General features: G+C 64.2%; 10 protein-coding genes. 8 read left to right on the forward strand and 2 right to left on the reverse strand.

Translation table 11 applies throughout. The annotated features are described in order from the left end of the window. Positions 1-502: 502 nt before the first annotated feature. Entirely contained in the window at positions 503-1,612 is a 1,110-nt protein-coding gene (locus HPY44_21520; GenBank protein ID NSW58600.1) for a hypothetical protein, read from the reverse strand. Positions 1,613-3,051: 1,439 nt separating this feature from the next. Here HPY44_21520 and HPY44_21525 point away from each other — a divergent pair. Genes HPY44_21525 through HPY44_21540 form a run of 4 tightly spaced genes read left to right on the forward strand, consistent with a single transcriptional unit; the run spans position 3,052 to position 5,464 of the window. Beyond that, on the forward strand, positions 3,052-3,909 hold the full coding sequence (locus HPY44_21525) for a hypothetical protein (GenBank protein NSW58601.1): 858 nt from the start codon (positions 3,052-3,054) through the stop codon (positions 3,907-3,909). Further along, positions 3,887-4,303: an ATP-binding protein gene (locus HPY44_21530; GenBank protein ID NSW58602.1), complete on the forward strand. Its 417-nt coding sequence runs from the start codon at positions 3,887-3,889 to the stop codon at positions 4,301-4,303. Before HPY44_21525 ends, HPY44_21530 begins: the two co-directional genes overlap by 23 nt. Before the next feature lie 17 nt (positions 4,304-4,320). Then, positions 4,321-5,019, forward strand: coding sequence for a response regulator transcription factor (locus HPY44_21535; GenBank protein NSW58603.1), 699 nt, complete (start codon positions 4,321-4,323; stop codon positions 5,017-5,019). 31 nt (positions 5,020-5,050) lie between these two features. Next, positions 5,051-5,464, forward strand: a complete 414-nt coding sequence (locus HPY44_21540) for a response regulator (GenBank protein NSW58604.1) — start codon at positions 5,051-5,053, stop codon at positions 5,462-5,464. 1,048 nt (positions 5,465-6,512) lie between these two features. Here the strand turns inward: HPY44_21540 and HPY44_21545 are convergent. After that, positions 6,513-6,962 carry a transposase family protein gene (locus tag HPY44_21545; protein NSW58605.1) on the reverse strand — a complete coding sequence of 150 codons (450 nt, stop codon included), beginning with the start codon at positions 6,960-6,962 and terminating at the stop codon, positions 6,513-6,515. Between the two features lie 254 nt (positions 6,963-7,216). Between HPY44_21545 and HPY44_21550 the strand changes: the two genes are divergently transcribed. From HPY44_21550 to HPY44_21565, 4 genes are all read left to right on the forward strand, one after another. Beyond that, positions 7,217-9,109, forward strand: a complete 1,893-nt coding sequence (locus tag HPY44_21550) for a DUF4914 family protein (protein NSW58606.1) — start codon at positions 7,217-7,219, stop codon at positions 9,107-9,109. 8 nt (positions 9,110-9,117) lie between these two features. Then, positions 9,118-9,675, forward strand: a complete 558-nt coding sequence (locus HPY44_21555; protein NSW58607.1) for an HAD family hydrolase — start codon at positions 9,118-9,120, stop codon at positions 9,673-9,675. Further along, complete coding sequence (locus tag HPY44_21560) at positions 9,672-10,886, forward strand: MFS transporter (GenBank protein ID NSW58608.1); 1,215 nt, start codon at positions 9,672-9,674, stop codon at positions 10,884-10,886. Before HPY44_21555 ends, HPY44_21560 begins: the two co-directional genes overlap by 4 nt. Before the next feature lie 253 nt (positions 10,887-11,139). Next, positions 11,140-11,303: hypothetical protein (locus tag HPY44_21565; GenBank protein NSW58609.1), on the forward strand; the 164-nt coding region annotated here is incomplete at its 3' end.

Here is an 11,303-nt window from a genome sequence, read left to right on the forward strand (position 1 = left end):
AGGTCGAGAAGATTGCCGACCGGGACGGTCGTCCAACGCCGTTCGCCGTTGCCGTCCAGCCCCGCAGGGGCGGAAGCCCTTTGCCACCAGCGTAAGCTGGTGGAATCAGGCCCCTCCTTCGAGATTATAAGAGCCCCCGAAGGGGGCGGCAGATGCCCCGGATCGACGCCCCGGGTTGAAACCCGGGGCTAGGGGCCTGCGGCCGGGCGTCCTGAGGGACGCGAAGATTGACGCCCCGGGTTGAAACCCGGATTGACGCGCCCCGGATTGACGCCCCGCGCTGAAGCACGGGGCTACAGGCCTGCGGCCGGGCGTCCTGCCGGACGCAAAGGCTGAGCGTCCCGCTCGACAGGCCGTTGCCGTCCAGCCCCGCAGGGGCGGAAGCCCTTTGCCACCAGCGTAAGCTGGTGGAATCAAGGCCCTCCTTCGAGATTATAAGAGCCCCCGAAGGGGGCGGCAGAAATCCGACCGCCGTCGCATATCATCATATTCCCGCCCTGGCCTACCCCTCTTCCGCGCTGAATTGCACCTTGCGAATCGCGGTCGGCGAACGATATGCCGGCCCCTCCGCGCGGACGTGGATCTCGTACACCAGTGTTCCCGCGCCTTTGTCCGCAGCGGGTAAAGACAGGGGGACCCGGAAATTGCCCTGGTCATCGCTGAGCTGCCGGGACGGCGGAAGTACCGTGCGCAGTTCCGGATCACTCTCGGCGTAGATTTCCACCCACGCGGTGGCCAGCAGGCCCGGCTGAATGCGCCCCTCCACCGTGAGCTCCGGCCCCACCTGCTCCTCTTCCGAAGGCTGCAAAATCACAGGCGGCCCGGTGCCGTCGTCCTCAAATGCCGGACCGAAGAGCCCTTTCTCCTGGGTAATGGCTGCCGTGAGGGTGTTCGTGGTGGTCTTGTCGGCCATGCGCAGGAGAAGCCAGGCGTGCACCGTGACGCGGGGGTCGCGGATCGTCACCGGGAAACTGAAGCGCACCCCATGGGCGCCGCGTGGGCCGGCGGTCCCAGGTTCGAGACGCGCGAGGTCCTGGCGATTGCGCAGGTCCTCATCCACCACGAAGGCGATGGCCGTCTGCTCGTACGTGGCCCTGTCCAGCAGGGCGACATTGTCTTCCGGTCGGGGGCTGTCGGGGTCGGCGAGGACTGCGTCGAAAATGTCGCCTGCGGTTCCCTGGAAGTACACGTGGGCCATGGTAAGCGCGCCCAGAGCCCAGCGCGCGCCGGGGTTGACCGGGAGCAGCTGGCGCCATTCGCTCTGACCGTCGGGCGACCATTGACCGTTGGGAATTGCCCAGCCCGCAGGCGGCGGGGAGTCGAGGAACTGGATCTTATCCCGGGGCGCCGCCAGCATCACGATGCCGCAGGCGATGGAAGTATCGCCATCGCCCTCGGCCATAACTGTGAGCAAGGCGGGCTCCCGGGTCCCGGCGGTGGCGGGCCCGTAAAGGGCGACCTCAACGGTCTGATCCACCGCAGCCCGTGCGAGAAGCGGGCCTTCGGCGAGGTTGGATGGAATCTGGGCGCAGGCCAGCGCGGGCAGGCAGATAGCGGCGATAAGCAATGCCCACAGCAGAGGCTTGCTGCGCTGGTGAAGAGGGACTAGCATAAGCATCGACCTCGTTCTATGTGGCGTCGCCGTTTGCCTTTAGTCGCGTAGGTCGAGGTGTTCCGGATCGGCGCCCCGGGTTGACGCCCCGGGTTGGCGCCCCGGGTTGAAACCCGGATTGACGCGCCCCGGGTTGGCGCCCCGGGTTGGTGCCCCGGGTTGGTGCCCCGGGTTGGCGCCCCGGGTTGAAACCCGGGGCTACAGGCCTTCGGCCGGGCGTCCTGCCGGACGCGAAGATTGACGCCCCGCGTTGGTGCCCCGCGCTGAAGCACGGGGCTAGGGGCCTTCGGCCGGGCGTCCTGCCGGACGCAAAGGCTGAACGTCCCGCCCGACAGGCCGTTTGCCGTTGCCGTTTGCCGTCCAACGCCGTTGCCGTCCAGCCCCGCAGGGGCGTTAGCCTCTTGCCACCAGCGTAAGCTGGTGGAATCAGGCCCCTCCTTCGAGATTATAAGAGCCCCCGAAGGGGGCGGCAGATGCCCCGGGTTGATGCCCGGATTGACGCGCCCCGGGTTGGTGCCCCGGGTTGGTGCCCCGGGTTGGTGCCCCGGGTTGAAACCCGGGGCTACAGGCCTGCGGCCGGGCGTCCTGAGGGACGCGAAGGCCGAGCGTCCCGCCCGACAGGCCGTTTGCCGTTGCCGTTTGCCGTCCAACGCCGTTGCCGTTCAGCCCCGCAGGGGCGGAAGCCCTTTGCCACCAGCGTAAGCTGGTGGAATCAGGGCCCCCCTCCAGATTATAACAGCCCCCGAAGGGGGCGGCAGATGCCCCGGGTTGATGCCCGGATTGACGCGCCCCGGGTTGACGCCCCGGGTTGAAACCCGGATTGACGCCCCGGGTTGAAACCCGGGGCTAGGGGCCTGCGGCCGGGCGTCCTGAGGGACGCGAAGGCCGAGCGTCCCGCCCGACAGGCCGTTTGCCGTCCAGCCCCGAAGGGGCGGAAGCCCTTTGCCACCAGCGTAAGCTGGTGGAATCAGGGCCCCCTTCCAGATTATAACAGCCCCCGAAGGGGGCGGCAGATGTCCCGGGTTGAAACCCGCGGCATGGTCGGCAAATGAATGAGCCGGCTTTCGCCGGCTCATTACTGGCGATTGCTAAGAAGGGTGCTGGGGGTGGGGGAGGGAGCCCTTCATGCAACCGCCAAACTCATTGTCGTTATTATAACCACCTTATCCTCTTTCAAACCTGTCACCCAATAACTTTCATAGATGTTGCCCCTTTTGCAGGAGTTCATGGGGAAATATCGAACATAACCCATGAATTGCGACAGCGGCAACACAGCCAAGGAAACGGAGGAGCAGGCCGGGGGCTGCGGTATCCGGGCATGACCGATAGGTCAAACAATAGTAACACACTGCTGTTCAGAGGCCATAGAAAGAAAGGGGGGCCCGGAATCGGCATATTCTGATGGCTGCGCGCGTGGTATGGGGTGGGGAGGAGAGCAGGTGCGCGTCGCCCCAAAGGCGATGGCGAAAATGGCCGGAGGTACACTGGAGTTGCTCGAAGATCTCGTGCGAGTACTCGACGCCGAGGAGTTCTCGGAGCTGTGCCATCATGTCGTGAGGATCGCTCAGAGCAATTCGAGCCTCGAGAGGATTCGCTTTTACCTGGCGCACCCGAAGTCCGACCGGCTCAAGCTCGAGGCGATTGCCGGTGAGCCGGTGGACGGGGCGAGCCAGGAAATCGCTCTGTCCTCACATGCCATGCTTCGGTATTTGGCCTTGCAGGACTGTGGGCCGGTCATGGCGAGTTTCCCGCCGTCTGCTGCGGTGGGAGGCGGACCTAAGCCGATACCCGCTTGCATTGTACCCTTCCGGCTGCCCAGTGCTCATTTCGGCGTAATTGTGGGGGAAAACCTTTCCGGGCGAGCAATCTGTGATTACGAGGCGCGTCTGCTAAAGACCCTGGCGAGTTTCGCGGCCGCCGGGATGAGGCGCTCCGTGGTCGGGGAGCTGGGCATCGGTACGGTGTCCGTGGTATCCCACGAACTGCGCTCGCCGCTCACAGCCATCGTGGCCTTTACCGAAATGCTCCTCGACGGTGACGCAGGCCCCCTGACACCCCAGCAGGAGCATTACATGCGCAGGATCCGCGAAGGCGCGGCGAACCTTTGCAAGATCGTGGAGGACTTGCTGCAACTCACGCGGTTGGTCCAGGGGAATGCGCCTATTGAACTATCAGTGGTGGAGACGCGAGGGTTCATTCGCGATACGGTGATCAATTTCGAACCGCTTGCCCAGGCGAAGGGGATCTCGCTGCGCATCAAGCTCCCCCCCCGAATTGCCTTGTCTGACCACCGATAGGGAACGACTGCGCCAGGCGCTGGGCAATCTGATCGACAATGCCATCAAGTACAGTCCGGCAGGCAGCAGGGTGACGGTGCAGGCAAATGTGGACAATGGGCAGTTATGCATCGCGGTGGCCGACGAAGGCCCCGGCATTGCCCCGGATGTGCAGCCTAAGGTCTTCGATGCCTTCTACCGCTACCACCAGGACGATGCGGTGCCGCAGCAGAAGGGTTCCGGCCTGGGGCTCACCGTGGTCCAGTGCATCGTTCGCCTGCTGGGAGCGGAAGTGGGGTTGCAGAGCACCCCGGGCAAGGGCTCGACCTTCAGCCTGCTGTTCCCATTGTGCGACGCCATTCAGGATGATTGCTCCGGAGATGTCGGGGCTTTCTGTGAACAAAAAACCGAATAGAAACGGGGAGGGGCATCGTGCCGGATCAGCGCATTCTAATTATTGAAGATGATCCCGGAGCGGCAGACGCCGTGGCCGAGAAGGCCAAGATTGCGGGATTTCAGACCCATATTGAGAACACAGGTATGGGCGGGCTGTCTGCTTTCGAGCGGCTCGAACCGGCTCTGGTTGTGCTCGACCTGGGTCTGCCGGACATGGATGGGGTGGAGATCTGCCGGACGATTCGCGGGAAGTCTCGCGTGCCGGTGATCATGCTCACTGCCAAGGCCGAGGAAGTGGACCGCATCATCGGCCTGGAAATGGGAGCGGATGATTACGTCACAAAGCCCTTCAGCCCGAAGGAGTTGATCTCCCGCATCCGCGCGGTGCTGCGGCGGACGGAAGAGGGCGCCATTCCGACGCCCGGGGAGACCAATTACAGCGCGGCGGGAATCGAGCTGGATGAGCGGCGGCATGAAGTGACCGTGGATGGGAAACTGGTGGAGCTGACGCCCATCGAGTTCAAGCTGCTCTTGGCGCTTATGCGTCACGCCGGCCAGGTGATGAGCCGCGAGCGGCTCACCGAGCGGGTGTGGGGCTACGAAGGCTACAGCTCAAATCTGCTGGAAATCCACATCGGCAATTTGCGCAAGAAAATCGAGGACGACCCGCGTCACCCAAGACGGTTGATCACGGTGCGCGGATATGGGTACAAGATAATGCGTGAAGTGAGCTGATGGATTGGCCTGCTTCCGTGGAGGCTTTTGCATGACCGAGGGATTCGCACTTATCGTGGAGGACAGCGAATACCTGGCTGAGATGCTTGCCGAAGTCGTAAAGGATATGGGCTACAGCTTTCGCATAGTCGGATCGGGGGAAGCCGCGCTAGAGGCATTGGGCGAGCGGGTTCCTGATTTCGTGCTGCTTGACTGGATTCTGCCGGGCCTCCAAGGGATCGACGTGCTGGACGCTATTCGCAAGCGACTGCAGTTGAAGGTGCCGGTGCTCATGCTCACTGCCAAGGGCGACGTTGACGCCCGGGTGATGGGCCTGGAGACCGGTGCGGATGACTACATGCCCAAACCGGTGCACATGAAGGAACTGCAGGCCCGGATACTCGCGGTGTTGCGTCGGAGGGAACAGCTGGATCGAGGGAATGGCGATTCAATGGGTTTCGCGTAGGCAAAACGCGCGAAAATCCCATTTCTCCGCGTAGGAGGGACATCCCATTAATCCGCGTCGGTGCCCCGGGTTGACGCCCCGGGTTGAGTCGGTGCCCCGAATTGGCACCCCGGGTTGACGCACGGGTTGACGCCCCGCGCTGAAGCACGGGGCTGTGGGCCTGCGGCCGAGCGTCCTGAGGGACGCGAAGGCTGAGCGTCCCGCCCGACAGGTCGTTTGCCGTCCAGCCCCGAAGGGGCGTCAGCCTCTTGCCACCAGCGTCAGCTGGTGGAATCAGGCCCCTTCTTCGAGATTACAAGAGCCCCCGAAGGGGGCGGCAGACGCCCCGCGCTGAAGCACGGGGCTAGGGGCCTGCGGCCGGGCGTCCTGCCGGACGCGAAGGCTGAGCGTCCCGCCCGACAGGTCGTTTGCCGTCCAGCCCCGCAGGGGCGGAAGCCCTTTGCCACCAGCGTAAGCTGGTGGAATCAGGGCCCCTCCTTCGAGATTATAAGAGCCCCCGAAGGGGGCGGCAGGTGCCCCGGGTAGACGCCCCGGGTTGATGCCCCGGGTTGAAACCCGGGGCTAGAGGCCTTCGGCCGGGCGTCCTGCCGGACGCGAAGGCTGAGCGTCCCGCCCGACAGGTCGTTTGCCGTCCAGCCCCGAAGGGGCGTCAGCCTCTTGCCACCAGCGTCAGCTGGTGGAATCAGGCCCCTTCTTCGAGATTACAAGAGCCCCCGAAGGGGGCGGCAGACGCCCCGCGCTGAAGCACGGGGCTAGGGGCCTGCGGCCGGGCGTCCTGCCGGACGCGAAGGCTGAGCGTCCCGCCCGATAGGCCGTTGCCGTCCAGCCCCGCAGGGGCGGAAGCCCTTTGCCACCAGCGTAAGCTGGTGGAATCAGGGCCCCTCCTTCGAGATTATAAGAGCCCCCGAAGGGGGCGGCAGGCGTCGGCGTCCAGATCGCCCTGTGAGCGCGTTTCATGGAGCGGGTGGGGGTAAGGGTGCGCCCGGAATCGGGGGTTCTGCGCCGGTGAAGACCCCGTGAGGGGCATCGTTTTCCGGGCAAAAATAGCTTATGATAATGGGTCTTGTGGTAACAAGAAAATGGGATCAAAACCAGCCCATCCTAGCGTCCACCGAGCGACCTCAGTCTTAGCCCGCCCTATGCACAAATCTGGAGGACGCGAAGCGGCAGTGACCTTGGAATAGCCTGGTAGCGAACCATAAAGCCGTTCCCGGGGGGCCCTGCCGTGAATGCACCGTGCTCCATGCAGACCGCCTTCTCCTTCCGCGATAATCGAGAAATTCCCCTGGATTTTGACGGTGGCTAGATCACGTCCGATGCCGGTCTCATCGCCCTGCGCGAGTTCGATATCACGGAAGATGCGATGCAGCGTCGCCGAGTCCGGGGTCGTCAGCCGCTGGATCCCCAATGCCTCGCACACCAGTTCGCCATGATCCCGACCCCACTGCGCAATCGCGTACACGCTGCGCGCGCCACACGCCATCGCGCATACGGCCAACGCCAACACCGACGCCAGGCCATTGCCGTGACGCGCACGGTGTGTTACGCTACTACGCTACACAGTCGTACGACCCAGCTCAGGCACACTGCCTGAGCTGCATCGTACGGCACACAACCGAGAGCGTTCAGGACCGCGCGGCGCCCCACCGGGGAGACGCGAGGCAGTGAAAGCCGAAGCCAGACGCAGACGGCTTGTGTTTTCCGGCTTCTCCGGCCCGGCAGTTCTCGCGCGCAGAAAGGAATGATCCATGGATGGTCGGCTTCGATGACGTCAAGTTCCAGCTTCCAGTTGAACTGGCTCAGCTGTTCGAGGGACGGTCGGGAAGGTTCATCGCCGAGACCCCCCAGGATCTGTTCCTGAGAGCTGCGAGCGACGCGGGCGGGGGCTGGTACGAGGTGGCCTACGACATCCCGGGCACAGGCCGGTACGTGGAAGCCCGGGTCTGCCGTGTGCGTAACGGGCTGGCGGCGAACTACACGGACCCGTACATGCGGCGGCGCGACCCCGACTGCATGGTGATCGGTGATGCCCTGCCCACCGATAAGCCGCGTTTCAGCGATCGCTATGGCCTTGATTTTGAATCCCTCCGCAACGAGACCCTGGCCTGGTTGGCGGATCAGGAGCTTGCGGCGTTCTTTTTCATGGCAGGGGGACCCGCACAAGGCCTGGGCGCAGTGGCCGTGGCTCCCGCAAACGCTGCATTCTTCGCCTACGGCCTGGCCCTGTTGCAGGGCGCAGTCGCCCCTTCTGACCTGCCTGATGATTTCCGGGTGGGTGCCGTGGTGTACGTCGCCCCTCCTTTCCGCCACACCCATTTCGGAGGGCGCCAGGTAGTTGTCCACAACCGCCGCGAGGGATTGCACGAACTGTTTGCGTATAACCTCTATCCGGGGCCAAGTGCGAAGAAGGGTGTCTACGGGGTCCTGCTCAGTCTGGGCGAGGCGGAGCACTGGGTGACTGCCCACTGCTCTGCAGTGCAGTTGGTCACGCCATACGGCAACAAGGTGACCTTCATGCACGAGGGGGCCAGTGGTGGGGGCAAGAGCGAGATGCTCGAGCACTTGCACCGGGAGTCCGACGGACGAGTACTTCTCGGCCGCAACCTGGTGACCGGCGAGGAGCGCCACCTGACCATTCCCCACACGTGCCGTCTGCGTCCCATCGTCGATGATATGGCGCTGTGCCATCCCGGGATCCAGAAGGGGAACGGCAAACTCACCTTACGGGACGCCGAACAGGCGTGGTTCGTGCGCGTGGACCATATCCGTGCTTACGGTACCGATCCTCAACTTGAGAAGACCACAATCCAGCCGAAGGAGCCGCTCCTCTTCCTGAACATAGACGCCGTACCTGAGAGCACGGCGCTGATCTGGGAGCACATCGAGGATGCGCCGGGAATTCCCTGCCCGAACCCCCGTGTTGTCCTGCCGCGCCGCAATGTCCCGGACGTGCTGGATGGCCCCCGGACTGTGGATGTGCGCAGCTTTGGGGTACGCACACCCCCGTGTCGGCGGGGCGAACTCACCTACGGGATCTTGGGACTGTTCCACATCCTGCCCCCGGCCCTCGCGTGGCTGTGGCGTCTGGCCGCACCGCGCGGGCATGAGAACCCGAGCATTGTCCACAGTGAGGGAATGAGCTCGGAGGGCGTCGGCTCCTACTGGCCTTTCGCAGCCGGGCGCCGGGTCGACCACGCCAACTTGCTGCTGGATCAGATCATCGCCGGCACCGAAATGCGCTACGTCCTCATCCCGAATCAGCACATCGGGGCATGGCGCGTGGGATTCATGCCCCAGTGGCTTACCCGGGAGTATCTGGCGCGCCGGGGTGCGGCATGGTTCGGTCCGGAAGACGTGCGGCCGGCGCGATGCCCGCTCCTCGGCTACGTCCCCAACACCGTAGTGCTTGAGGGGCAGACCATCCCGCCTCACCTACTGCACGTCGACCAGCAACCCGAGGTGGGGGAGCTGGCTTATGACCACGGCAGCGAGTTGCTGACCCAGTTCTTCGAACGCGAACTCTCCCAGTTCCTGGTGGATGACCTGCACCCGCTGGGCCGCCAGATCATCGAGAGCTGCCTCGCTGGGGCGGATGTTGAGACGTATAGCTCTCTGTGCGACGCGCCGGTCCTTCTGGATGAGTGATGGGTTCCATGGCCCATATGCGTCCAGCCGTCTTTCTTGACCGTGATGGCACCATTATCGAGGACCGGGGTCATCTCAACAGCCCCGACCAGGTGCGGTTCATTCCCGGCGCCTGCGAGGCGTTGCGGGAACTGCAGTCGCGCTACCTGCTTTTCATCGTGACGAATCAGGGAGGCATTGGACAGGGCATAGTGAGTTGGGATGATGTGAACCGGGTGAATGCGCACGTTGCCGGCGAACTCCGGCGTTGGGGTGTGCAGATCGCCGAGACGTACGTGTGCCCCCACTCCAGGGATCAGGGTTGCAGGTGTATCAAGCCGGAGCCGTTCTTCCTCCACCGGGCCGCGGAAGACCACAGCGTTGATCTTGCACACTCATTTACCGTGGGCGACCACCCCCACGACGTAGAGCTTGCATCGCGTGCAGGGGCCTGCGCCGGTATCTTCGTGCTCACAGGCCACGGTGAGAAGCATCGCGGCGAACTGCCTCCGGAGGCCACGGTGGTCGCGGACATCGGCGCCGCCGCGAGGATGATCGTGATGTGGAACGATAGGAGGTCGGGATGATACAGTGGCGCGGCGTGTTGAGTGTCGCGGCCGCATTGGCCATCCAGTTCTGCAATGGCGGCCTGTATGCCTGGAGCAGTTTCGTGCCGGCTCTGATTGATCAGTACGGGCTCTCGGCCACTCAGTGCGCGCTCATCTTCAGCACCACCATGGCTTTCTTCGTATCCGCAATGGTCCTCGGGGGTGCAATGCAGGAGCGCCATGGCCCGCGCAGGTTGGTTTTTCTCAGTGGCCTGCTCTTCGCGGCCGGGTACCTCATCGCAGCCCGGTCGGGCGGGTACTTGCCGGCTCTCCTAATAGGGATAGGATGCCTGGGAGGCACGGCCATTGGTCTGGGTTACGTCTGCGCCCTGAGCACAGGGCCGCGGTGGTTCCCAGATCGCCCGGGGCTGGTGACAGGTATCGTGGTAGCGAGCTTCGGCGCGTCGGGCATGGTGGTGTCTCAGGTGGCCACGGCGATGCTCGCGCGAGGTATCGACGTGCTGAGCATCCTGGGACAGATAGGGGGCGTCTATGCCGCGGTGGTGCTGCTGGCTGGCGCAGCTCTCTCTGTGCCGAACCGCGATTCCGGTCAACGTATGGCGAAGTGTGTGGTCCGACCCTGGCAGATCCTGAGCGAGCCGAAGGTACTTTCTCTGTCGGTCGGGATGTTCTGCGGGACATTCGGGGGACTACTGGCGATCAGCAATCTCAAGCCGCTGGTGATGTCCTGCGGGGGTTCACCATCGGTGGCCGCCTGGGCAGTCGGGGCCTTTGCGGTGGGCAACGCGCTGGGCCGTGTCCTGTGGGGATGGCTTGCGGATCGCATCGGCAAGGCTGCGGTGCCGGCCTCGCTGGCTTCACTGGCGGCGGCCCTCTTCCTGCTTCAGCACCCCGTCGCGCAATACTCCCTGACTTGGACCTGTGCGGGTCTCGGGACCTGCTTCGGCGCTGCCTTCGTTGTCTATGCTACGGAGGTGGCGCGCAGCTATGGTCGCGCAGCCCTGGGTCTGGTCTACCCTTGGGTCTTTCTGAGTTACGGGCTGGCGGGGGTGACCGGGCCTGCGCTGGGGGGCTTGCTCGCCGATGCGCTGGGTCAATTCCGGACGGCTACACTGATTGGCGCCGCAGTCGCAGCCGCGGGCATCCCTGCCACATACTTACTCTCCCGCCTTAGTCCCCATGGCCATGCGGAGAGCTGCGGGGACCGCCTCGCCAGGCTCATCGGGTGAACGCTTTGGAGAACTCCGCGCACGGTTGGCCGGTGTGAGTACGGCCGGTGATCGCTTCTCGGTCAGCGGATTCCTCCCCTTCCCAGTGCAGCCACCGCCCGATGCTTCGCGATGCTTCAGCATGGAAGACCCGCCACGAGTCCGTGCCGAAGTCTAGTGCCGGGGCGTGAGTCTTGGGAAGACCGCCGGGAGCGCCCCTTTGTTCGGAGAACGGCAGGTCACCACCAAAACCAATCTCCGAGGGGGTAGCTCCGTGAGCACAGTCTCGATAGCGCCGTTGAATGTCAACACGTACGAGCAGTTGAAGCGCTTCGTTGAAGACTGGCAGGCTGTGGAGCCGGAAGCCGTCGCCAGCCTGCGGACGGATTTCGACGCGTCCATCGCATATCTCAGACCGCTCAAGGTGAAGCATCCCCG

The sequence above is a fragment of the Armatimonadota bacterium genome, from assembly GCA_013314775.1.
Classification (GTDB): Bacteria; Armatimonadota; Zipacnadia; order Zipacnadales; family JABUFB01; genus JABUFB01.

Excerpts from the sequence above, each read along its gene's own strand:
- HPY44_21550 (NSW58606.1), top strand. The coding sequence starts at position 7,217 with ATGGTCGGCTTCGATGACGTCAAGTTCCAGCTTCCAGTTGAACTGGCT.
- HPY44_21540 (NSW58604.1), top strand. The coding sequence starts at position 5,051 with ATGACCGAGGGATTCGCACTTATCGTGGAGGACAGCGAATACCTGGCT.
- HPY44_21520 (NSW58600.1), bottom strand. The coding sequence starts at position 1,612 with ATGCTAGTCCCTCTTCACCAGCGCAGCAAGCCTCTGCTGTGGGCATTG.
- HPY44_21560 (NSW58608.1), top strand. The coding sequence starts at position 9,672 with ATGATACAGTGGCGCGGCGTGTTGAGTGTCGCGGCCGCATTGGCCATC.
- HPY44_21555 (NSW58607.1), top strand. The coding sequence starts at position 9,118 with ATGGCCCATATGCGTCCAGCCGTCTTTCTTGACCGTGATGGCACCATT.